Genomic DNA, 21290 nt, shown 5'->3' with positions numbered 1-21290 from the left:
CGTCCGTCTCAGTGACTGGGCAACCGGGAAACCGACGGGGCACGACCCCGTAATGTGGAGGCCGTGACCGTGAACGCCAATACCTCCGTCGCCGGTGGCAACACCTGGCGAGACCTTCCCGCGGCGCAGCAGCCCGAGTACCCCGACTCCGAGGCGCTGCGCGATGTACTCGCGGACCTCGCGTCGTATCCGCCGCTCGTCTTCGCGGGCGAGTGCGACCAGCTGCGTGCCCGTATGGGAGCCGTCGCCAAGGGCGAGGCGTTCCTGTTGCAGGGCGGAGACTGCGCCGAGGCATTCGACGCCGTGTCGGCCGAGCACATCCGCGCCAAGCTGAAGACGCTGCTCCAGATGAGCGCCGTCCTCACGTACGCGGCCTCCGTGCCCGTCGTCAAGGTCGGCCGGATCGCCGGCCAGTACTCCAAGCCGCGCTCCAAGCCGACCGAGACCCGCGACGGCGTGACCCTGCCGACCTACCGGGGCGACTCCGTCAACGGCTTCGCCTTCACCGAGGCCGACCGCGTCCCCGACCCGGAGCGCCTGAAGCGGATGTACCACGCGTCCGCCTCCACGCTGAACCTGGTCCGCGCCTTCACCACCGGCGGCTACGCCGACCTGCGCCAGGTGCACGCGTGGAACCAGGACTTCGTGAAGTCGTCCCCGTCCGGCCAGCGCTACGAGGCCCTGGCCCGCGAGATCGACAACGCGCTGAACTTCATGAAGGCGTGCGGCACCGACCCCGCCGAATTCAAGGCCGTCGAGTTCTACGCCTCGCACGAGGCCCTGCTCCTCGACTACGAGACGGCGCTGACCCGCACCGACTCGCGCACCGGCCACCTGTACGACACCTCGGGCCACATGGTGTGGATCGGTGAGCGGACCCGCCAGATGGACGGGGCGCACATCGAGTTCGCCTCCAAGGTCCGCAACCCGATCGGGATCAAGCTCGGCCCGACGACCACCGTCGACGAGGCCCTGGGCTACATCGAGCGCCTCGACCCCGAGCGCGAGCCCGGCCGGCTGACGTTCATCGTCCGGATGGGCGCCGACAAGGTCCGCGACAAGCTGCCGGAGCTGGTCGAGAAGGTCACCGCCTCCGGTGCCACCGTCGCCTGGGTGACCGACCCGATGCACGGCAACACCTTCGAGGCGGCCTCCGGCCACAAGACGCGCCGCTTCGACGACGTCCTGGACGAGGTCAAGGGCTTCTTCGAGGTGCACAAGGGCCTCGGCACGCACCCCGGCGGCATCCACGTCGAGCTGACCGGCGACGACGTCACCGAGTGCGTCGGCGGCGGCCACGAGATCTTCGTGGACGACCTCCACCAGCGCTACGAGACGGCCTGCGACCCCCGGCTCAACCGCAGCCAGTCGCTCGACCTGGCCTTCCTCGTCGCCGAGATGTACCGCGACCAGTAAGGCTCCGGGCCGGCGGCACCGTACGACCGTGGGGCACGGATCGATGTGATCCGTGCCCCACGGGGCGTTCCGGGGCTTCTGCCGCCCCCGGGCGGCGGGTAAGGTTAGGTTAGCCTCACCGACCTTCGGGGTGGCGTCCACGACCCGTTCCCGCCCGGGAGGTGAACCGCATGTACGTCTGCTCGTGCTTCGGCGTTACGGAGCAGCAGGTCAAGGACCATGCGGCGGCCGGGGCCTGCACGCCCCGCCAGATCGCCTCCGCCTGCAAGGCGGGCACGGACTGCGGCAGCTGTGTCCGCACCATCCAGGCGATGCTCGGCCGGGGCGCCTGCCCCCGCCGCGAGCTCCTGGACCGGAAGCGGACGCCCGCGGAAGGGCTTCCCGAGGCCGCCTGAGCGCGGTCAGCTCTCCGGCTGCTCGATGAGCTGCGCGATGTACAGCGGCTCGCCCAGCTTCTCGACGAGATCGAGCTGGGTGTCGAGGTAGTCGATGTGGTGCTCCTCGTCCGCGAGGATCGACTCGAAGATGTTCGCCGACGTGATGTCGCTCTTGGCGCGCATCAGCTCGATCCCGCGCTTGAGGCGGTCGATCGCCTCGACCTCGATCTGCCGGTCCGCCTGGAACATCTCGGTGACCGTCTGGCCGACCCGCACGTGGAACAGCCGCTGGTAGTTCGGCAGGCCGTCGAGGAAGAGAATGCGGTCGGTCAGGATCTCCGCGTGCTTCATCTCGTCGAAGGACTCGGCGCGCGTGTATTTCGCGAGCTTGGTCCAGCCGAAGTTGTCCTGCATCTTCGCGTGCAGGAAGTACTGGTTGATGGCCGTCAATTCGGCGGTCAGCTGTTCATTCAGGAACTCGATGACCTCGGGGTCGCCCTGCATCGCCAAGGCTCCTTCCAACGGTGGACCGGGCACGTAGGCGGCATCCTCGCACCGGACCAGATGACCGTCCAGTAAGTACAGGCTTAGTGCGACTTGCCCGAATCGTCTCCGCCCTGGTCACGATCACCCCCGCCTGTCTGTCACCATGGAGTCATGGGTCAGCCGGAAAGCCGGGAACACCGCGCGTCAGAGCAGTCCGAGCTTCCGCCGGGCCAGCGGCTGCAGCGCGGCTGGCCGGTGACCCATTACGGGCCCGTCCCCAAGTTCAAACCGGAGCGCTGGGAATTCCGCGTCTTCGGCGCGACCGCCGATGCCGAGAAGCACTGCTGGAACCACCAGGAATTCTCGGCACTGCCGTTCTCGTCGGTCGTCGCCGATCTCCACTGCGTCACCAAATTCAGCATGCTGGGCGCCGAGTGGGGCGGGGTGCTCGCCCGCGATGTGGTCGCCCTCGCGCCGCCCGCCCCTCAGGTCACGCACGTGATGGTGTGGGCCGAATACGGCTTCAGCTCCAACCTCCGGCTGGACGACTTCCTCTCCGACCGGACCCTGTTCGCCACCCACAAGGGCGGCGAGCTGCTCACCGCCGAGCACGGCTTCCCGCTCCGGCTCGTCGTCCCCCACCTCTACGCGTGGAAGGGCCCCAAGTGGGTCCGGGGCATCGAGTACATGACCGCCGACCGCCGCGGCTTCTGGGAGGAGCGCGGCTACCACAACATCGGCGACCCCTGGAGGGAACAGCGCTACTCCTACCAGGAGGAGCCCGGGGACGGCCCCGAACTCTGACCGGGCAGCGCCCCGGACGGGCCCCGGGGGGTCATCCCCCGTCGCGCAGCGCCTGGAGCCGGGCCACGTCCGCCGCGTGGCCCTCCTTGCCGCCCGGCGTCTCGATGACCAGCGGCACGCCCTCGGTGGCCGGGTGCGCGAACAGCTCGCGGAACGGCTCCTCGCCGATGTGGCCCGCGCCGATGTTCTCGTGCCGGTCCTTGTGGGCGCCGGAGACGTCCTTGGAGTCATTGGCGTGGATGAGCTTCAGCCGGCCCTCGCCGACCGTCTCCACCAGCAGGTCGAGCGTCTCCTTCATCCCGCCGGGCCCGGCCAGGTCGTGCCCCGCCGCGAAGATGTGGCAGGTGTCCAGGCAGACCCCGAGCTTCGGGTGGGCGTCCAGCGCCTCGAAGTACGGACCGAAGTCCCAGGTCCGCGAGCAGAGCGAGGAACCCTGCCCGGCGGTGGACTCCAGCAGCAGGAACGGGTCGTCGTCGTGCGTCAGCTCGTCCAGCAGCGGCCGCATGTGCGTCCGCACCTGCGCCAGCGCCTCCTCGCGGGGCCGCCCGCCGGTCGCCGACCCCGTGTGCACCACGACGCCCAGCGCCCCGATCGCCCGCGCCCGCCGCAGCGAGTGGCGCAGCGACTCCACGGACCGCTCCACCGTCGCCGGGGTGTGCGAGCCGAAGTTGATCAGGTACGGGGCGTGCACGTACGTCGGCAGGGACCCGGCGGCGCACTGCTCGCGGAACAGGGCGTCCTGCGTCGGATTCCCGGCCGGGGTGGCCCAGCCGCGCGGGTTGGCGACGAAGACCTGGACGGCCTCGGCGCCCATCTCGCGGGCGTAGGACAGGCCGGCCTTGGCGAGGCCGCCGGCCACGGGGACATGGCCGCCGACGGGGTTGCGCATACGGATCTCTACAGTCCCTTGGTCTTGATGGTGATGGTGCTGCCCTCGGGGGCCCGGTCGCCGCCGTCCACGGACTGGCTGGAGACCTTGTCGCTGAAGGAGAGGAACCCCCGGTCGACGTGGACCTCGAAGCCCGCCGCCTCCAGCTTGTCCCTGGCGTCGTCCACGTCCTCGCCGACCACGTCCGGCACGTCGATCATGCGCGGCCCGTCCGAGACCGTCACCGTCACGGTGTCGCCCTCGGCCAGCTCGGCGCCCTCCTGCGGTGACTGGACGGCGACATCGCCCTCGTCCTCCGGCGAGTGCACCCGGCCGGGCTTCACCTTCAGCTTCAGGCCCTCATCGGCCAGCGCGTCGGTGGCGTCCTCGACGGAGAGCCCGGTGACGTCCGGGACGTCGACGGCACTGCCCCTGGAGACGACGATCGCGACCGCCGAGTCCGGGTGGCGGTCGGTGCCCGCCTCGGGGTCCGTGCGCACCACCTCGCCGGCCGCCACCTCGTCGTCGAACTCCTTGGTGACCATGCCCGGGAGCAGGCCCGCCTTGGTCAGCCGCTGCTTGGCGACGGCGAGCCGGTCGCCCGTGACGTCGGGCACCTGGATGATCTCGGGGCCGCGCGAGACGACGAGCGAGACCGAGCCGTTGCCCCTGATCCGCGCGCCGGAGTCGGGGTCGCTGCTGATCACCTTGCCCCGGTCGACGGTGTCGCTGAAGGCCCGCTCCACGCCCTTCAGCTCCAGGCCGGCGTCGGAGAGCCGCTCCCTGGCCGCCTTCTCGGTCTGGCCCAGCAACGAGGGGACCTTCGTGAACTGCCCGGAGTTGATGTACCAGACGCCGCCGCCGACGCCGAGGACGATGAGCACCGCCAGGACCGCCGCGATCAGCCCGCGCCGGGGTCCCCCGAGCGGCCCGGTCCGGCGCGGCGGCAGCGGGCGCCCCGGGGGAGCGGGCGGGGGCATCTCCAGCCGGCTGGTGTGGTGGGCGGTGCCCAGGTCCTCCGGCAGGACCCGGGGGATCACCGTCGTCCGCGCGTCGCTCCCCGCCGCCTCACCGTCCGGACCGGGCTCCGGCCGGGCCTGCGGCGGTACGGCGTCGAGCTGCGCGTCCGTGAGTGCGGCGCGGGCCCGGCGGGCCCCGGCGAGCAGCGCCACGGCGTCGAACGGGCGGGCCTCCGGGTCCCGGGCCGTCGCGCCGGCCACCAGTTCGTCCAGCTCGGGCGCCAGCCCGGGGACGACGGAGGACGGGGGCGGCACGTCCTCGTGCAGATGCTGGTAGATGACCTGGGCGGGGGACTCCCCGTCACGCGGCTTGTCGCCGGTCAGCATCTCGTACAGCACGACCCCGCAGGCGTACACGTCGGCGCGGGTGTCCGCGGTGCCGTGCTCGATCTGCTCCGGGGCGAGGTAGGAGACGGTGCCGAGGATCGTCCCGGTGGTGTTCGTCACCGCGTCCACGGCCCGGACCAGGCCGAAGTCGGCGACCTTGACCCGGCCGTCGTCCCCGATCAGCACGTTCTCCGGCTTCATGTCGCGGTGCACGAAGCCCGCCCGGTGGGCCGCGCCGAGGGCGGCGAGCACCGAGTCCAGGATGTCCAGCGCGGCCCGCGGCCGGAGCGCGCCGCGCTCGCTCAGCACGTCGCGCAGCGTGCACCCCGCGACGTACTCCATGGCGAGGTAGACGTACTGACCCTGGGCGCCCTGGTCGAAGACCCCGACCACGTTGGGGTGGGCGAGATGCGCCACCGACTTGGCCTCGCGGATGAAGCGCTCGACGAACGAGGCGTCGGTCGCCAGCGCCGGGTGCATCACCTTGAGGGCGAGCACCCGGTCGAGCCGCATGTCCATGGCCCGGTAGACCGTGGCCATGCCGCCCACGGCGATGCGGGCATCGACGCGGTAGCGGCCGTCGAGCAGCTGCCCGACGAGGGGGTCCTGGAGGGTCGTATCCACCATGCGAGTCTACGAGCCGCCGCGGACAGGCCCGCCGCGGTGGAGCGAACCCGGCGCAGTACTGAAGCCGAGCCGTGACAGGCGCGGGCCGCCGGAGGCCGGAATCCCGGCCTCCGAGGCCCCCAGGCTCCGGAACTGTGGATTCCGGCACGTTTGCCCGGGACCGGGGCAGGGCGGGGCCGGGGCCGGGGGCGGGGCGCGCGGCGGTCAGAACGCCGGCCGCTCCGGATCGAGCACCGCCTGCCCGGCCACCGGCGACGACGCCTGCGCGAAGTGGCGGCGCGGGATGCGCCCGGCCCGGTACGCGAGCCGCCCGCCCTCCACCGCGTGCCGCATCGCGGCGGCCATCAGCTCGGGCTCCTGGGCCCGGGTCACCGCCGAGGCGAGCATCACCGCCGAGCACCCCAGTTCCATCGCGAGCGCCGCGTCCGACGCGGTCCCGGCACCGGCGTCCAGGATCACCGGCACCCCGGCCCGCTCGGCGATCAGCTGGAAGTTGTGCGGGTTGCGGATGCCCAGGCCCGAGCCGATGGGGGAGCCGAGCGGCATGACCGCCGCGCACCCCACGTCCTCCAGCTTCCGGGCCAGGACCGGGTCGTCGCTGGTGTACGGCAGCACGGTGAACCCGTCGTCCACCAGGATCTCGGCGGCGTCCAGCAGCTCGACCGGATCGGGCAGCAGCGTCCGCTCGTCGGCCACCACCTCCAGCTTCACCCAGTCCGTGCCCAGCGCCTCACGGGCCAGCCGGGCGGTGAGCACGGCCTCCCCGGCGGTGTAGCAGCCGGCGGTGTTCGGCAGCACCCGGATGGACAGCTTCCGCAGCACGGAGAGCACCGAGCCCTGCACGGTCGGGTCGAGGCGGCGCATCGCGACGGTGGTCAGCTCGGTGCCGGACGCGATCAGCGACCGCTCCAGCACGTCCAGGCTGGGCGCCCCGCCGGTGCCCATGATCAGCCGGGAGGTGAAGTCGCTGCCGCCGAGGGTGAACAGGTCGTCGGACATCTCAGCCTCCCTGGACCGCGGTCAGGACCTCGACCCGGTCGCCGTCGGTGAGCGCGGCGGCGGGCCACTGGCCGCGCGGCACCACGGTCTCGTTGAGCGCGGCGGCCACCCCCGTCGGCGCGTCGGTCAGCGTCGCGACGAGGGCGTCCAGGGTCGTGCCGGGCGCGACGACGGCCGGGGCGCCGTTCACGGACACGGTGAGCGCGGTGGGCTCGGTCATGCGGGCTGCTCCTGAGGTGCGGGGGCCGGGGCGAACCGGCCGGGGGAGAAGGGGCGGGCCGCCTCGGGTAGCTCGCCGCCGGCCAGCAGCGACGCCATGGCGTCCCCGGTGACGGGGGTGAGCAGCACGCCGTTGCGGCCGTGGCCGGTGGCGAGGTGGAGGCCGGGCAGCGCGGTGCGGCCGAGCAGCGGGGCGTTGTCGGGGGAGGCGGGGCGCAGGCCGGCGCGGGTCTCGATGAGCGGCAGCTCGGTGATGCCGGGGACCAGCTCGTGGGCGTCGCGCAGCAGCTCGTAGACCCCGCCCGCGGTGACGGTGGTGTCCCAGCCCATCTCCTCGGTGGTGGCGCCGACGACCAGCTCACCGTTCTCGCGCGGCACGAGATAGACCTGGCTGCCCCGGACCACCGCGCGCACGGTGCGCGAGAGGAAGGGGGCGTGCGCCGGGGGCACGGTGAGGCGCAGCACCTGGCCCTTGACCGGGCGCACCGGCGGCAGGACGTGGGCGGGGACCCCGGCGAGCCGGCCGCTGAGGCTGCCGGCGGCGAGCACGACCTGGCCGGCGGCCACCTCCGTGCCGTCGTCGAGCACGGCGCCCGCGGCCCGGTCCGCGACCACGGACAGGCGGTCGGCGCGGCGGCGGTGGAAGACCACGCCCGCCCGTTCGCACGCGGTGAGCAGCGCGGCGGCGAGGCGGCGCGGGTCGACCTGGTGGTCGCCGTCCACCCGGAGCCCGCCGCGCACGCCCGGGGCGAGCATCGGTTCCAGGCGGCGGCACTCGCGCCCGGTCAGCCACTCCGACTCCAGGCCCGAGCGGCGTTGCAGCTCGTGGAGTTCGCGCAGATGGGCGCGGTCGTCGGCGTCGAGCGCGACGGCCAGGGTGCCGCAGGCGCGGAAGCCGATGTCCTGCCCGCTCGCCTCCTCCAGCTCGGCCGTGAACGACGGATAGCGCCGGGCGGAGGCGAGGTTCAGCCCGAGCAGCGTCTCCTCGCCGTAGTGCAGTTCGGTGACGGCGGCCAGCATCCCGGCCGCCACCCGGGCCGCTCCGCCGCCCGGCTCGGGGTCGGCGAGCGCGGTGGAAAGGCCGCACCGCGCGGCCCGCCAGGCGGTCACCAGGCCGATGACCCCGCCCCCGATGACGAGGACGTCGGCCCCCTCGGTCGGATGGGTGAGCATGGGCGTCCAGCCCCTCCCTTCGCCGGCATGACCCGGATCAGGTTCGTACGGTCGGAGGCCGCCAGCCTCCCTCTCAGCCCGGTGCGCCCGGGCTCCCGCGTGTCTTACGGTGCCACCCTAAACCCCGCCCGGCGGACCGGGTAGGGAGACCGGGCAGGGAGGCCGGGGAGGGGCCATGGGCGGGGCCCACCTTTCCTGACGGCCCGTCAGTTACGTAAGGTGGACAGGTGAGCGAGCAGCAGCGGGCAGAGCGGACGGAACGCCGGGTCGTCGTCGCGGGTGCGGGCATGGCGGGTGTGCAGACCGCCGTCGCCCTGCGGGAACAGGGCTTCACCGGCCCCGTCACGCTGATCGGCGCCGAACCCCACCAGCCCTACGACCGGCCCCCGCTGTCCAAGGCGGTGCTGCTCGGGAAGGCCGAGGAGTCCGCCTTCGACATCGACTTCGAGGGGCTGGACATCGCCCTGCGCCTGGGCTGCGAGGTCACCGGGGTGCGCGCCGGCGACCACGAACTCGACACCTCCGACGGCCCGGTCCCCTACGACGTCCTGGTCCTCGCCACCGGCGCCGAACCCGTCGCCCTGCCCGGCTCCGACGGCGTCCCCGGCGTCCACCTGCTGCGCACCCTCGACGACGCGGCCCGGCTGCGCCCGGTCCTCGAAGCGGGCCGCCCCGTCGTGGTCGTCGGGGCGGGCTGGATCGGCGCCGAGTTCGCCACCGCCGCCCGCGCCGCCGGCTGCGAGGTCACCGTCGTGGAGGCCGCCGACCGCCCCCTGGCCGGCGCCCTGCCCGCCGAGGTCGCCGCCCCGATGGCCGCCTGGTACGCGCAGAGCGGCGCCCGGCTCCTCACCGGCGCCCGGGTCGCCCGCGTCGAGCCCGGCTCCGTGGTCCTCGACGACGGGCGCACCCTCCCGGCCGGCGCGGTCGTCGTCGGCATCGGCGCCCGCCCCGCCACCGGCTGGCTCGCCGGCTCCGGCATCGCGCTCGGGCCCGAGGGCTCGGTGCGGGCCGACGCGGCGCTGCGCACCTCGCTGCCCGACGTGTACGCGGTCGGCGACTGCGCCTCCTTCCCCTCGGCCCGCTACGGCACCCGCCTGGTCGTCCACCACTGGGACAACGCCCTCCAGGGGCCCAGGACCGCCGCCGCCCACATCGCCGCCGGCCGCGGCGCGGCGGGTATCCCGCCCTACGACCCGGTGCCCTACTTCTGGTCCGAGCAGTTCGGCCGCTTCGTGCAGTACGCCGGGCACCACGCGGACGCGGACCTGCTGCTGTGGCGCGGCGACCCGGCCGAGCCCGCCTGGTCGGTGTGCTGGCTGCGCGACGGGGCGCTGGTCGCGGTGCTCGCGGTCGGCCGCCCGCGCGACGTGGCCCAGGGGCGCCGGCTCATCGAGGCGGGGGCCCGGCTCGACGCGGACCGGGCCGCGGACCCCTCCGTGCCGCTGAAGTCGGCGGTTCTGCCGTAACGGCCCGGGACCTGAAGGGCCGAGTCCGGGTTTCGGCTGTCAGTCCGGGATGGCAGGCTTGTCCCCGTGACCGAGATTGACGCAAAGATCGATGCTCTCGTCCCTGCCTGGCTCCACCTGCCCGACATCGCGGAAATGCTCGATGTCGAGGTGACGCGTGTGCGGCAGCTGGTCAAGGAGGGCCAGCTCATCGCCGTACGCCGGGGGGAGAACCGGGCGCTTCAGGTGCCGGCCGCCTTCATCGACGGCAACAAGGTGGTCAAGGGCCTCTCCGGGACCCTGACACTCCTGAAGGACGACGGCTTCTCCGACGAGGAGATGCTCGAATGGCTCTTCACCCCCGACCCGACCCTGCCCGGCACCCCCGCGCAGGCACTGAGTGAGAATCGCGGCACGGAGGTGAAGCGCCGCGCCCAGGCGCTCGCCGTCTGAGCCTCTGAGCCGACCGGGGAAGCGGGCCGCACCGCGCGCGCGGGCGGCCCGCTCTCCCGCGCCGCACCATCGATCCGCCGTATCCGTCTTCCCGGGGGGAACCGCACCATGTCCACGCCTCGCGCGCAGCTGTCCGACGCCCGGCTCTACCTGTGCACGGACGCCCGCAGGCGCCAGGGGGACCTGCCCGGCTTCCTCGACGCGGTCCTCGCCGGCGGGGTGGACATCGTCCAGCTCCGCGACAAGGGCATGGAGGCGGGCGAGGAGCTGGACCACCTCGCCGTCTTCGCGGACGCCTGCAAGCGGCACGGCAAGCTGCTCGCCGTCAACGACCGGGCGGACGTCGCCCACGCCATCGGCTCCGACGTGCTGCACCTGGGCCAGGGCGACCTGCCGGTGCCGGCCGCCCGCGCGATCATCGGCGCCGAGCCGGTCATCGGCCGCTCCACGCACGCCGAGGCCGAGGTCGACGCGGCCCTCACCGAGCCCGGCGTGGACTACTTCTGCACCGGCCCCTGCTGGCCCACCCCCACCAAGCCCGGGCGCCACGCACCCGGCCTGGACCTCGTCCGCTACGCCGCCTCGCTCGCCCCCGCCCGCCCCTGGTTCGCCATCGGGGGCATCGATGCGGACAACCTCGACCAGGTGCTGGACGCCGGGGCCCGCCGGATCGTCGTCGTACGGGCCCTCACCGAGGCGTCCGACCCGGGCACCGCCGCCGCTGAGCTGGCACGACGGGTCCGCGAGCGCGCCGGGGCCTGACCCGGGGCGGCGCCCGCGAGGCGGGTGCCCGGGGCCGGTCCGGGGCGGACCTGGGACGCGTCTGTCCGAAGTATGGACAAGAATCAGTCAATTCCGGCAAATGACTCCGGTTCGGTTGGGAGCCCGCCCCGCCCTGGTTAACCTGCCCGTATGGCCCTTGGCACACCCTCCACCAGGACAGATCACGCGCGCACCGTGCGTGAGATGCTCGCGACCGGCGAGACCTCGTACTCGTTCGAGTTCTGGGCGCCCAAGACCGAGAAGGGCGAGCGCAACCTGTGGAACGCGCTGCGCCGGGTCGAGGCCGTCGCCCCGAGCTTCGTCTCGGTGACGTACGGAGCCGGCGGGTCCACCCGCGCCGGCACGGTGAAGGCCACCCAGGACATCGCCGCCGAGTCCACGCTCACCCCGGTCGCGCACCTCACGGCCGTCGACCACTCGGTCGCCGAACTGCGCAACATGGTCGGCCAGTACGCGGACGCCGGCATCCGGAACATCCTCGCCGTGCGCGGAGACCCGCCGGGCGACCCGATGGGCCCCTGGATCGAGCACCCGCAGGGCGTGAAGTACGCGGCGGACCTGGTCCGGCTGATCAAGGAGGCCGGCGACTTCTGCGTGGGCGTCGCGGCCTTCCCCGAGCGGCACCCGCGCTCCGACGACTGGGACACCGACGTCCGGCACTTCGTGGACAAGTGCCGGGCGGGCGCCGACTACGCGATCACGCAGATGTTCTTCGATCCGGAGGCCTATCTCCGGATGCGTGACCGGGTGGTCGCGGCGGGTTGCGACACGCCGATCATCCCGGAGGTCATGCCGGTCACCAGCGTCCGGCAGTTGGAGCGATTCCCGCAGCTCAGCAACGCGACGATGCCCGAGGACCTGAAAGACGCCATCCTCGCCGCCAAGGACGACCCCGCCGCTGTACGCTCCATTGGCATCGACTTCGCAACGCGGTTCTGCGCGAAGCTGCTCTCCGAGGGCGTGCCCGGACTGCACTTCATCACGCTGAACAACTCGACTGCGACGCTCGAGATCTACGAGAATCTCGGACTGCACAAGCAGTCGTGACCGGCCGTACCCGCCACCATCCGGGGCGGCGGCCGTAGAAGGGGGCGGGCATGGGCTGGACGGTCCTCTACATCGCGTTCGGCGTCGTCGCGCTGTGGCTGCTCGGCGAGGTACTGCTGCAGTACAAGGCGCGGCTGCGCTGGCGCCTCCTCGCCTTCACCGGCTTCCTCGGCGTGGTGATCGGCGTCCTGATGCCGTCCGTGCCCGTCATCGCCCTCGGCGCGGTCGCCTTCGCCACCGGCCAGACCTATGTCACGCTCTCGTTCCGCAGGGGGTTCTCCACCGGCTGGGCGCTCGGGGGCAAGCCCGGCGAGAGCCGCCGCCGGCGCGGCACGGCCGAACGCGGGCCCGCGCTGGAGGTCTCGGACCTGGAGGTGGCGTACGAGGGCGGCGCCCCGGCGGCCCCGCCCGCCCCGCCGTCCGAAGCCCCCGTCCACGCCACCGAACCGGTGCCCGAGGACACCGGCCAGTACGGCGTCTACACCGACCCCGTGCCGCCCCGCCCGGCCCAGGAGCCCCTGGCCGCGCGGAGCCACGACGCGTACGACCCCTACGGCTACCCGGCCCCCCAGCCCCAGCCCCAGGACACCTACGCCGGGGCCGGGCAGTACGACTACGGCACCGCCCCGCAGAGCTACGGCGCCTACTCGGACCCGTACACCGGCACCGCCGAAAGCACGCCGCAGTACGGCACGTACGACGGCTACGGGAACTACGACGGCTACGGTGACCACCGGCAGTACCCCGACCCGTACGCGCAGGGCGACGGCTACGGCCCGGAGACCCCGCCGGGCGGAGTCTGGGTGCCGCAGCAGCGCGAGGGCGAGCAGTACCCGCAGCAGCCCGCCGCCCAGGGCCCGTACCCGAACGGCTACGACACCGGCTACAACGAACAGCACCGCTACTGAGGCGCGCCCCGGTTCACCGCGAGCCGCGGAAGCCGTCGCCCTCCACCACGGTCCCCGCGACCAGCGCCCCGGACATGCCCGCGTGCGCGAGCCCGCCGCCCGGATGGGCCCAGCCGCCGGCCAGCAGCAGACCCGGCAGCCGGGTCCGGTTGGCGGCGTGCAGGAACGCGCCCCCCGCACCGCCCAGCGCCGGCGGCGGCACGGCACCGCCCTCGGCGCCGGTGTCCGCGGCGGTCTCGGCGGGCGTCCGCACCCGCGTCCGCAGCACCCGCTCCCGCAGGCCCGGCACCGCGGCGCCCGCCGCCTCGGTCAGCGTCCGCGCGAACCGGGCCCGCAGCGCCTCGTCCGTCCAGTCCACCGGGCCGTGCGGGGCCACCGTCGCCACCAGCGTCACCGCCTCGTGCTCCGCGTCGGGGCGGGTCGACGGGTCGTCGGGGCGCAGCACGGTCACCGTGGGGTGCGCGGCGATCCGGCCCCCGAACACCGCCTCGCGCTCGGCCGCCCCGTCCGCCGGGTGCACCACGGTCCGGTGCACGGCGTCCGCCGGCCGCCCGCCGCGCAGCGACAGCATGACCACGAACCGGCCGCTCGCCCCCGCCCCGCCCGCACGCACCCTCACATCCCCGTCGGCCCACAGCTCCTGACCCGGCACCAGTCCCGGCCACGGCCGGGCCCCGAGCACCACATGGGCGGCCTCCACGACCGTCCCGTCCGCCAGCTCCACACCCGCCGCGCGGCCGTCCTTCTCCACGACCCGGGCCACCTCGGCGCCGAAGACGAACTCCACCTTCCGGGCCAGGCACCGCTCGTACACCGCCCGGGCCAGCTCCCGGATGCCGCCGCGCACGTACCAGGTGCCGAACGTCTCCTCCATGTACGGCAGGAGGGCCGCGCCCGCCGGGGCGCGCGACGGGTCCAGGCCGTACGCGAGGGCGTATCCGTCGAGGAGGGCCGCCAGCCGGGGATCGGCCAGCTCCCAGGCGCCGATCTCCGCCACCGTCCCGGCCCGCCGCGCCGGGCGCAGCAGCCGCCGGCGCTCCTCGGCCGGATAGGGGTCGCGGCCCAGGACCTGCCAGTCGGTGCGCAGGGGCTCCTCCAGGAGCGGCCGGCGCGAGCGGTCCCAGGCGTCCCGGGCCCGGTCGAGGAACGCCCCCCACTTCGCGCCCGCCCCACCGCCGAGCGCGGTGTCCAGGGCGGCGACGGTCCCGGCGCGCGAGGCGTTCGGCAGGGACACGGAGGTGCCGTCCGCGAAGAGGTGACGGCTCGCCGGGTCCACCTGGGTGAGCGTGACGCACCGCTCCAGCGGCTCCTTGCCGGTCTTCACGAACAGGTCGCGCTGGACCGCGGGGAGGTGCAGGAGCCCGGGGCCGGTGTCGAACGTGAAGCCGTCGTCGGCGCATCGGCCGAGCGAGCCGCCGTACGTCTGCGACCGCTCGTACACCGTCACCCGGTGGCCTGCCACGGCCAGCCGGGCCGCCGCCGCCATCGCGCCCATCCCGGCGCCGATCACCGCAATTCGTGCCATGGAGGCGACCTTAACGGCCGCCACCGACAGTCCGGCCGTCAGGTCGGCGGAGCGCCGGGCGACGGGAAGGCGGGCTGCCGGGTCCGGCGCTTCTCCTCGCGGCGCTGCGCCCTGCGGCGCCAGAACCGGCGGATGCGGGAGGCCAGGAAGACCACGAGCGCGAGCCCCAGGACGAGGAGCGTGCCGGCGAGGGTGGCGGCGATCCACGGATGGAAGATCGCGAAGGTGATGATCGCCGCGACGCCCAGGTCCTCGGCGGCACTCAGCGCGATGTTGCTGAACGGTTCGGGAGAGGTGTTGACCGCCATCCGCGTCCCGGCCTTCACCAGATGGCTCACCAGGGCGGTCGAGCCCCCGACGGCACCGGCCGCGATCTCCGGGAGCGAACCGCTCTCGCCGGCCAGCAGCGCCGCCACGACCGCGCCCGCCACCGGCCTGACGACCGTGTGCACCGCGTCCCACACGGTGTCGACGTACGGGATCTTGTCGGCGACCACCTCGCAGAGGAAGAGGACCGCGACGACCACGAGCACGTCGGTGCGCTGGAGCGAGGCGGGCACCTCGTCGCTGACACCGGTCGCGCCGAATATGCCGAGCAGGAGGACCACCGCGTACGCGTTGATCCCGCTCGCCCAGCCGCTTGTGAACACCAGAGGGAGTACCGACACGCAGGCGATCGTAGCCAGCGGGTCCGGCGTTGCGGCAGGGCGCGTGGGAGCCGCCCCTGAGTACCCGTACTCAGCGCACGGGTTGAGTAGCCGCACGGATGGGCCGTGAGCTGCCGGAACGGCAGAGTGGGGGCCCACGGAAGGGGCGCCGCCCCGCCACCGCCGGCACGGGGCGGCGGTAGCGGGACGGCACCTCCTTGCGAACGGGGGTGCGCGACGGAGGACTTCGGGACCGCGGGGGACACCGGGTCACGGGGGACGGTCCTCCGGCAGCACGGAAGGCGCCGGCCGGGCGGGCTCGGGGGACGGGCCACGCGCGACCGGCGCCGTCGTGCGTACCGGCGGGGGCGCGCCCTCCGTGTCCGCGCCCTCAGTGTCCGCTGACCCGGCCGCGCAGCAGCAGGGACAGCGCCGAGTGCACGTCGTCGATCGAGCGCTCCGGCTGGAAGGCCTGCCAGTCCAGCGCCGCCACCAGCACCATTCCGACGAGCGCCGCCGCCGTCAGCGGCACGTCGATCTCCTCGCTCAGCTCCCCGCGCGTCACGCCTTCCGCGATGACGCCCTCCACCACGGCGACCGCCTCGCGGCGCACCACCAGCAGCGTGGACTGCCAGGCGCGGTTGGTGCGCCACAGCTCGGCCACGTACAGCTGGGTGAAGGCCGGATAGCGGTCGATGAAGACCAGACCGGCCCGGATCATGGCGTCCAGCGCCTCGACCCGGCTGCCGCCGCGGGCGCCGGTCTCCTCGGCCGCCGCGCGCAGCGAGGAGGTGAGCAGCCCGACGCCGTGGCGCAGCAGCTCCTCGAAGAGCTCGGTCTTGCTCTTGAAGTTGTAGTAGACCGTGCCCTTGGCGACCCCGGCCCGGTCGGCGATCTCGTCCACCGTGGTCGCCGAGAAGCCCTTCTCGGCGATGAGGGTGACGGCCGCTTCGTAGAGCTTCTGCCGGGTGGCCTGGCGGCGCGCGCTGCTACTGCTTTCCATGGACCTGATTCTCACAGGTCCCGGCACGGTCACAGGCTCAGCTCCGGATGCAGCCGCTCAAGGGTCCACATCTGCTTGCGGCGGGCCGACAGGGCGGTCAGCGCGAGCGCACCGGCGGTGAAGGCCGCGAGCACCGCGCAGCCCTGCCAGACCGGTCCGAGCCCGCCGCCCGTGATGAGCCGGCGCAGCCCCTCCACGACGTAGCTCATCGGCAGGTACGGGTGGATCGCGTTGAAGAAGCCCGGACTGGTCTGTACGGGGTAGGTGCCGCCGGCCGAGGTCAGCTGGAGCATCAGCAGCGCGAGGACGAGGATGCGCCCGGCCGCGCCGAAGCAGGCGTTCAGCCACTGCACGATCGCCGCGAAGCAGCAGGTGACCAGCGCCAGGAAACCGAGCGTCCCGGCGGGGTGCGCCATGTCCAGGCCGGGGCCCCAGTGCAGCACGGACATCAGCGCGGCCGTCTGGAGCAGCCCGACCCCGGCCACCGGGAGCCAGCCCGCGAGGGCGATCCGCCAGGACGGCGCCCCGGCGGCCAGCGCGCGTCCGCCGAGCGGCCGGATCAGCATGTACGCCACCATCGCGCCGACCCAGAGGGAGAGCGGGATGAAGTAGGGCGCGAAGCCCGTGCCGTAGTTCGGCGCGGAGTGCAGCGACCGCGATGCCAGGCGTACGGGGTCGGCCATGACCTCCGTACGGGCGTCGCGGTCCTTCTTCCCGTAGTCGGGGATCTTGTCGACGCCGTCGCCGAGCCCCTGGGCGAGCGTGGCGGAGCCGTCCTTGAGGCGGACCAGCCCCTCGTCGAGGCTCGTGGCGCCCTTCCTGAGCTTGCCGACGCCCGTGTCCAGGTCGGCCGAGCCGGTCTTCGCCGTGCCGAGCCCGGTGTGCAGCCGGCCCGCGCCGGTGGCGACCTCGTGCGCGCCGGTGTTCAGCGCGTTGATCTTCTTGACCGCGGCTTCCAGCTCCTCGTCCAGGTGCGGGGAGCGCGCGGCGAGTGCCTTGGCCTGCTTCTCCAGCGTGGCCAGCCGGGTGCGGAGCTTGCCCAGGTCCCCGTTCTGGTTCGTGGCCAGGGCGTTCACGTCGTCGGCCACGGCGGCGACGTCGGCCGCCGCCGTCACGGCCCGCTTCAGCGGAGCGCAGACGGCGGGGTCGGGGGCCGGCTGCTCCTCGCACCGGGTGCGGTGGACGTCGGTGAGCTCGTCGGCGGCGGTGTGCGCGGCGGTGGCGGCGGTGGGCGCCGCCCGCACGAGCAGGTCCAGGTTGTCCCGTACGGTCTTCGACGCGTCGGCGACCAGCCGGGCGGTGTCGCCGATGGCCTTCCCGTTGTCCTTCAGGAACGGGCGCACGTCGGCGGCGACCCCGTTGACCTTGTCGGCGAGGAGCTGGGTGCCGTCGGCGACCTGGCGCGAGCCGGTCTCCAGGTCGCCCGCGCCCTTGTCCAGCTTCACGATCCCGCCGGCCAGCCTGCCGCTGCCGGCCTTCGCGTCCTTCAGCCCGTCCGCGAGGTCCTTGGAGCCCTTCTTGGCCCTGCCGGCCCCGTCCCTGAGGTCGCCCGCGCCCTTCGCCGCCTCCGCCGTCCGGTCGTGCAGGTCGGAGAAGCCGATGAAGATGCGGTCGAGGAACCCGCGCGAGGCGTCGGCCGACGCGGCCGTGCGGACCTCGGAGAACACGGTCCGCGATATCTGCCCGACGATGTAGTTGTTGGCGTCGTTGGTACGCACCTGGAGCGCGCCGGTCTCGGGGGAGTCACCGGCGCTGGAGGCGATGCGCGCGCTGAAGTCGGCGGGCATGCGCAGCGAGAGGTAGTACGTGCCGTCCTCGACGCCCCGGTCGGCCTCCTCGGCGCTCACCTCGTGCCAGGCGAAGACCTTGGACTTGAGCAGCCTGTCCGCGATCTCGTCCCCCGCCGCGATCCGCCTGCCGTCGGCGCTGGCCCCCTTGTCGTCGTTGACCAGGGCGACCGGGATGCGGTCGAGCCGGCCGTACGGGTCCCAGAAGGACCACAGGTACAGGGCGCCGTAGAGCAGGGGGAGCAGCAGGAGCGCGGCGAGGGCCGCGCGCGGCAGCCGCCCCCTGCCGAAGCGCCTCAGCTCAAGCGCGGCCAGTCTCGGCGAAGGCATCGGCCGGTTCCTCCTCGTGCGTGGTGGCGTCGGTGGTCTTCGGGGCGGTGGCCGTGCGTACGGTGACGGCGTCCTCGGGGGCCTCGCTGCAGACGGCCAGGACGGTGGTGCCGGCGGCGGCCACGGAGCGCAGCAGCCCCCAGACCCCGGCCCGCTCGGCGTCGGACAGCTTCAGATCGGTGTCGTCCACCGCGAGCAGCCGGGGCCGGCCCATCAGCGCGAGGGCCACGGACAGCCGCAGCGCCTCGGTCCGCTCCAGATCCCTCACGGCGGTGCGCTCGGCCTTGGGCAGCGCGGCGGGGTCCAGCCCGGCGGCGTCCAGGGCGGCATCGATCCGGGACCGGGCCGCGGCGGCCCGCTCCCGGGGCCGGCGCAGCAGGGTGCGCGGGGAGCCGTCGTAGCGGCGCAGGAGCAGGGCCCGTTCGCGCAGGTGCTCGGCGACCGTGAACGCCGGGTCGAGCTCGCTGACCCCGGGCACCGGGCCCAGTGCCGCGAGGCGGCGGACGGCGGCGGCCCGGCGCGGCAGGGCGAGGCCGGCGGTCGCGGCCTCGCCCTCGGTGGGGCGCATCCGGCCGGTGAGGGTCAGCAGGAGGCAGGTGCGGCCGGAGCCGGACGGGCCCTCGACGGCGATCAGGGCGCCGGGCTCCGCGCGGAAGCCGATGCCCCGGAAGGCCCAGCCGCGCGGCCCTTCCAGCCCCAGGCCCTCGGCGGTGACGGCCGCCCCGTGCGGACTCTCCACGTACCCTGCCCCTCATTGGAACCTCAATTGAACTGACTGGTCAGTTCAAAAAGTAGCTCGAACTCGCGGTCGAAGCAAAAGCCCAGGTCAGGGCTGTTTTGGGGTCGATTGTCAGTGGGGGCCGTCACGATGGATACAGACGGCCACGGAGCCGTCACCGAGACAGGAGGTTCTGTCATGGCCCACTCGTCCGCAGCCGCCGCTCCGCGACGCCGCGCAGACGGCCCTGCTCCCTCACCGACCGGTCCGGCCCGCGATGTCCACCCCGTCGTCCGGCGCACCACCGCGCCGCCCGCCGCCCTCGATCTCCTCACCCAGGCCCGCGCCGGCCTGGACGAGGCAGCTGTCCTCTCCGTGCCCAACGAGCGGTACGCCACCGCACACCTCGCCGCCCTGCGCACCGCGGCGGCCGTCCTCGCCGCGCGGGCCCGCCCCGAGCCCGCGCGGCGGCGCCGGGAGCCGATCCGCAGCGCCTGGGAGATCCTTCCGGAGCTGGCCCCCGAGCTCGCCGAGTGGAGCGCCCTCTTCGCCTCCGGCGCCGCCCGGCGGGCCCGCGCCGAGGCGGGCATCCCCGGCGCGGCCAGCCGGCGGCAGGCCGACGACCTGCTGCGCGACGCCGCCATGTTCCTCCGCCTCGTGGAGCGGCTGCTCGTGCTCCAGCCGGTGCTGCCGCAGCCGCGCGGGGAGCGGCCCGACGCGGGGTGACCGCGGGCACGGCGCCAGGCCATAGGGTGGGCGGTACCTGTTACCTGCGCTGTTCACGCTCCGCCCCCGGGCGGCCCGTGCCGAGGAGTCAACTGCCGTGTCGGACCCGCTGCGCCCCCGTGCCTCCCTCCGTACCGCCGTGGTCTGGGAGGTCCTGAAGGACGCCCTCGACCGCCGGGTCAAGGCGACCGGCCGGGACGCCCTTGACGTGCTGGACACCGGCGGCGGCACGGGCAACTTCGCGGTGCCCGCCGCGCGTCTCGGCCACCGGGTCACCGTGGTCGACCCCAGCCCCAACGCGCTCTTCGCGCTGGAGCGCCGCGCCGCCGAGGCCGGGGTCGCCGACCGGGTGCACGGGGTGCAGGGCGACATCCTCGGCCTGTTCGACGTCGTGGAGCGCGGGGGGTACGACGCGGTGCTCTGCCACGGCGTCCTGGAGTACGTGGACGACCCGGCCGAGGGCGTACGGCACGCCGTGGAGGCCCTCCGTCCGGAGGGGGCGCTGAGCCTGCTCGCCGCCGGTCTCGGCGGCGCGGTCCTGGCCCGCGCCCTGGCCGGCCACTTCAACGAGGCGCGGCACGCGCTGGGCGACCCGGAGGGCCGCTGGGGCGACGGGGACCCGATGCCCCGGCGGTACACCGCGGAGCAGCTGACCGAGCTGGTCACGGCCGCCGGCATCGAGGTGGGCGCCGTGCACGGGGTCCGGGTCTTCGCCGACCTCGTCCCCGGGGTCCTGGTGGACACCGAGCCGGGCGCGATGGAGGCCCTGCTCCGGCTGGAGGCCGCCGCCGCCGAACTGCCCGCGTTCCACTCGGTGGCCACCCAGCTGCACGTCCTGGGCGCCAGGCGGGGCTGAACCCCCGGAGGGTTACCGCCGGGAGCGCGGCTGATCAGCGACGCAGCGGCAGACGGAGTACGCACCGACCGCCCCGTTCGGCGCTCCGGCCCCGTATGATCGGGGGACACCATCCGGCATGACGGATCGGAGGTTGGGGAATCAACTCAGCAGCTGAGCCGTCGTGGCGGCCCGGACTGGCTGTTTGGCAATGAGGGCGGGTTTCACGGGGGCGATTCCCTGCCTATCCTGGAAGGGCCGCATACCGGCCGCCCCCCGCGGCCGACGACGAGGAGGACTCCGTGCCGCTCTCGGAGCACGAGCAGCGAATGCTCGAGCAGATGGAGCGAGCGCTGTACGCCGAAGATCCCAAGTTCGCGACAGCGCTCGAGGGAAGTGGGCTGCGTACGTACACCCGGCGACGGGTCTACCAGGCGGTCGCTGGCTTTCTGGTGGGTATCGCGCTCCTCATGGCCGGAATGGTCGCTCAGCAGATCTGGATCAGCGTGGTGGGCTTCCTCGTCATGCTGGGCTGCGCGGTGCTCGCGGTCACGGGATGGCGCAAGGCGCCCAAGCCGGGCGAACAGCAGTCGGTACGCACGGGTGGCGCGGCTGACCGCAGGCAGTCCCGCCAGCGCCGGTCCGTGATGAACCGGATCGAACAACGGTGGCAGCGCCGCCGCGACGAGCAGGGACAGTAGGCACAGAACGCTTCGTACGAAGGGGCGGCCGCCGCGAAGCGCGGCGTCCGCCCCTTCACGCGTGGGC

General features: G+C 73.8%; 22 protein-coding genes and 1 riboswitch. Of the genes, 11 read left to right on the top strand and 11 right to left on the bottom strand.

Translation table 11 applies throughout. The features are described from left to right. Positions 1–69: 69 nt before the first annotated feature. Positions 70–1416 carry a class II 3-deoxy-7-phosphoheptulonate synthase gene (locus tag FKN01_RS20140; protein WP_185992913.1) on the top strand — a complete coding sequence of 449 codons (1347 nt, stop codon included), beginning with the start codon at positions 70–72 and terminating at the stop codon, positions 1414–1416. 170 nt (positions 1417–1586) lie between these two features. Then, positions 1587–1811 carry a bacterioferritin-associated ferredoxin gene (locus FKN01_RS20135; RefSeq protein WP_143622564.1) on the top strand — a complete coding sequence of 75 codons (225 nt, stop codon included), beginning with the start codon at positions 1587–1589 and terminating at the stop codon, positions 1809–1811. A gap of 6 nt (positions 1812–1817) precedes the next feature. Here the strand turns inward: FKN01_RS20135 and bfr are convergent, their stop codons facing one another. Beyond that, entirely contained in the window at positions 1818–2297 is a 480-nt protein-coding gene (gene bfr / locus FKN01_RS20130; protein ID WP_143622562.1) for a bacterioferritin, read from the bottom strand. Between the two features lie 153 nt (positions 2298–2450). Between bfr and FKN01_RS20125 the strand changes: the two genes are divergently transcribed. Continuing rightward, positions 2451–3083, top strand: a complete 633-nt coding sequence (locus FKN01_RS20125; RefSeq protein WP_143622560.1) for a sulfite oxidase-like oxidoreductase — start codon at positions 2451–2453, stop codon at positions 3081–3083. A 31-nt stretch (positions 3084–3114) separates the two neighbouring features. Here the strand turns inward: FKN01_RS20125 and FKN01_RS20120 are convergent, their stop codons facing one another. The 5 genes from FKN01_RS20120 to thiO form a co-directional block, all read right to left on the bottom strand. Then, the gene (locus FKN01_RS20120; RefSeq protein ID WP_143622558.1) at positions 3115–3972 is read right to left on the bottom strand and encodes a deoxyribonuclease IV; all 858 of its coding nucleotides are present in this window, start codon (positions 3970–3972) and stop codon (positions 3115–3117) included. Between the two features lie 8 nt (positions 3973–3980). Next, positions 3981–5921: a Stk1 family PASTA domain-containing Ser/Thr kinase gene (gene pknB / locus FKN01_RS20115; protein ID WP_185992918.1), complete on the bottom strand. Its 1941-nt coding sequence runs from the start codon at positions 5919–5921 to the stop codon at positions 3981–3983. Positions 5922–6128: 207 nt separating this feature from the next. After that, positions 6129–6923 (bottom strand): thiazole synthase, encoded by a 795-nt coding sequence (locus FKN01_RS20110; RefSeq protein ID WP_143622554.1) that lies wholly within the window; start codon positions 6921–6923, stop codon positions 6129–6131. Between the two features lies 1 nt (position 6924). Beyond that, positions 6925–7143 (bottom strand): sulfur carrier protein ThiS, encoded by a 219-nt coding sequence (thiS, locus tag FKN01_RS20105; protein ID WP_143622552.1) that lies wholly within the window; start codon positions 7141–7143, stop codon positions 6925–6927. Further along, positions 7140–8315 carry a glycine oxidase ThiO gene (gene thiO, locus FKN01_RS20100; protein WP_143622550.1) on the bottom strand — a complete coding sequence of 392 codons (1176 nt, stop codon included), beginning with the start codon at positions 8313–8315 and terminating at the stop codon, positions 7140–7142. Before thiO ends, thiS begins: the two co-directional genes overlap by 4 nt. Continuing rightward, a riboswitch (TPP riboswitch) is annotated at positions 8313–8424 on the bottom strand. (Overlaps the previous gene by 3 nt.) Positions 8425–8542: 118 nt before the next feature. On the opposite strand from thiO, the gene FKN01_RS20095 reads away from it, so the two are divergent. The 5 genes from FKN01_RS20095 to FKN01_RS20075 all read left to right on the top strand — a co-directional run bounded on the left by FKN01_RS20095 (position 8543) and on the right by FKN01_RS20075 (position 12951). Beyond that, positions 8543–9781 carry an NAD(P)/FAD-dependent oxidoreductase gene (locus FKN01_RS20095; protein WP_143622549.1) on the top strand — a complete coding sequence of 413 codons (1239 nt, stop codon included), beginning with the start codon at positions 8543–8545 and terminating at the stop codon, positions 9779–9781. A gap of 66 nt (positions 9782–9847) precedes the next feature. Continuing rightward, positions 9848–10213 (top strand): Rv2175c family DNA-binding protein, encoded by a 366-nt coding sequence (locus tag FKN01_RS20090; protein ID WP_073968171.1) that lies wholly within the window; start codon positions 9848–9850, stop codon positions 10211–10213. Between the two features lie 108 nt (positions 10214–10321). Then, positions 10322–10975, top strand: coding sequence for a thiamine phosphate synthase (gene thiE, locus FKN01_RS20085; protein ID WP_143622547.1), 654 nt, complete (start codon positions 10322–10324; stop codon positions 10973–10975). Between the two features lie 150 nt (positions 10976–11125). Continuing rightward, positions 11126–12043 carry a methylenetetrahydrofolate reductase [NAD(P)H] gene (gene metF / locus FKN01_RS20080; protein WP_143622545.1) on the top strand — a complete coding sequence of 306 codons (918 nt, stop codon included), beginning with the start codon at positions 11126–11128 and terminating at the stop codon, positions 12041–12043. Positions 12044–12093: 50 nt separating this feature from the next. After that, positions 12094–12951, top strand: coding sequence for a hypothetical protein (locus FKN01_RS20075; protein ID WP_143622543.1), 858 nt, complete (start codon positions 12094–12096; stop codon positions 12949–12951). Between the two features lie 13 nt (positions 12952–12964). On the opposite strand, the gene FKN01_RS20070 is transcribed toward FKN01_RS20075, so the two are convergent. The 5 genes from FKN01_RS20070 to FKN01_RS20050 form a co-directional block, all read right to left on the bottom strand. After that, positions 12965–14476 carry an NAD(P)/FAD-dependent oxidoreductase gene (locus tag FKN01_RS20070; RefSeq protein ID WP_260696955.1) on the bottom strand — a complete coding sequence of 504 codons (1512 nt, stop codon included), beginning with the start codon at positions 14474–14476 and terminating at the stop codon, positions 12965–12967. A 38-nt stretch (positions 14477–14514) separates the two neighbouring features. Beyond that, entirely contained in the window at positions 14515–15144 is a 630-nt protein-coding gene (locus tag FKN01_RS20065; RefSeq protein ID WP_143622541.1) for a DUF4126 domain-containing protein, read from the bottom strand. A gap of 370 nt (positions 15145–15514) precedes the next feature. Further along, positions 15515–16126, bottom strand: coding sequence for a TetR/AcrR family transcriptional regulator (locus tag FKN01_RS20060; protein ID WP_143622539.1), 612 nt, complete (start codon positions 16124–16126; stop codon positions 15515–15517). Positions 16127–16155: 29 nt separating this feature from the next. Beyond that, the gene (locus tag FKN01_RS20055) at positions 16156–18243 is read right to left on the bottom strand and encodes a YhgE/Pip family protein (protein WP_143622537.1); all 2088 of its coding nucleotides are present in this window, start codon (positions 18241–18243) and stop codon (positions 16156–16158) included. Then, positions 18215–18982 (bottom strand): ATP-binding cassette domain-containing protein, encoded by a 768-nt coding sequence (locus FKN01_RS20050; RefSeq protein WP_143622535.1) that lies wholly within the window; start codon positions 18980–18982, stop codon positions 18215–18217. The genes FKN01_RS20055 and FKN01_RS20050 overlap by 29 nt, the downstream gene beginning before the upstream one ends. 177 nt (positions 18983–19159) lie before the next feature. On the opposite strand from FKN01_RS20050, the gene FKN01_RS20045 reads away from it, so the two are divergent. The 3 genes from FKN01_RS20045 to FKN01_RS20035 all read left to right on the top strand — a co-directional run bounded on the left by FKN01_RS20045 (position 19160) and on the right by FKN01_RS20035 (position 21223). Continuing rightward, a complete protein-coding gene (locus FKN01_RS20045; protein ID WP_143622533.1) occupies positions 19160–19687 on the top strand; it encodes an SAV_6107 family HEPN domain-containing protein in 528 nt (175 codons plus the stop codon). A 97-nt stretch (positions 19688–19784) separates the two neighbouring features. Continuing rightward, a complete protein-coding gene (locus tag FKN01_RS20040; protein ID WP_143622531.1) occupies positions 19785–20543 on the top strand; it encodes a bifunctional 2-polyprenyl-6-hydroxyphenol methylase/3-demethylubiquinol 3-O-methyltransferase UbiG in 759 nt (252 codons plus the stop codon). A gap of 281 nt (positions 20544–20824) precedes the next feature. Next, positions 20825–21223 carry a DUF3040 domain-containing protein gene (locus FKN01_RS20035; RefSeq protein ID WP_143622529.1) on the top strand — a complete coding sequence of 133 codons (399 nt, stop codon included), beginning with the start codon at positions 20825–20827 and terminating at the stop codon, positions 21221–21223. Positions 21224–21290: the final 67 nt, after the last annotated feature.

Source organism: Streptomyces sp. 130, assembly GCF_007096885.1.
GTDB lineage: Bacteria > Actinomycetota > Actinomycetes > Streptomycetales > Streptomycetaceae > Streptomyces.
The sequence above is the reverse complement of the archived record's forward strand: the minus strand, read 5'-3'. Positions and strand labels throughout refer to the sequence as shown.

Bases quoted from the DNA above. Each gene is read 5' to 3' on its own strand.
- FKN01_RS20135 (WP_143622564.1), top strand. From the start codon at position 1,587: ATGTACGTCTGCTCGTGCTTCGGCGTTACGGAGCAGCAGGTCAAGGAC.
- bfr (WP_143622562.1), bottom strand. From the start codon at position 2,297: ATGCAGGGCGACCCCGAGGTCATCGAGTTCCTGAATGAACAGCTGACC.
- FKN01_RS20125 (WP_143622560.1), top strand. From the start codon at position 2,451: ATGGGTCAGCCGGAAAGCCGGGAACACCGCGCGTCAGAGCAGTCCGAG.
- FKN01_RS20120 (WP_143622558.1), bottom strand. From the start codon at position 3,972: ATGCGCAACCCCGTCGGCGGCCATGTCCCCGTGGCCGGCGGCCTCGCC.
- FKN01_RS20110 (WP_143622554.1), bottom strand. From the start codon at position 6,923: ATGTCCGACGACCTGTTCACCCTCGGCGGCAGCGACTTCACCTCCCGG.
- thiS (WP_143622552.1), bottom strand. From the start codon at position 7,143: ATGACCGAGCCCACCGCGCTCACCGTGTCCGTGAACGGCGCCCCGGCC.
- thiO (WP_143622550.1), bottom strand. From the start codon at position 8,315: ATGCTCACCCATCCGACCGAGGGGGCCGACGTCCTCGTCATCGGGGGC.
- thiE (WP_143622547.1), top strand. From the start codon at position 10,322: ATGTCCACGCCTCGCGCGCAGCTGTCCGACGCCCGGCTCTACCTGTGC.
- metF (WP_143622545.1), top strand. From the start codon at position 11,126: ATGGCCCTTGGCACACCCTCCACCAGGACAGATCACGCGCGCACCGTG.
- FKN01_RS20075 (WP_143622543.1), top strand. From the start codon at position 12,094: ATGGGCTGGACGGTCCTCTACATCGCGTTCGGCGTCGTCGCGCTGTGG.
- FKN01_RS20070 (WP_260696955.1), bottom strand. From the start codon at position 14,476: ATGGCACGAATTGCGGTGATCGGCGCCGGGATGGGCGCGATGGCGGCG.
- FKN01_RS20060 (WP_143622539.1), bottom strand. From the start codon at position 16,126: ATGGAAAGCAGTAGCAGCGCGCGCCGCCAGGCCACCCGGCAGAAGCTC.
- FKN01_RS20055 (WP_143622537.1), bottom strand. From the start codon at position 18,243: ATGCCTTCGCCGAGACTGGCCGCGCTTGAGCTGAGGCGCTTCGGCAGG.
- FKN01_RS20045 (WP_143622533.1), top strand. From the start codon at position 19,160: ATGGCCCACTCGTCCGCAGCCGCCGCTCCGCGACGCCGCGCAGACGGC.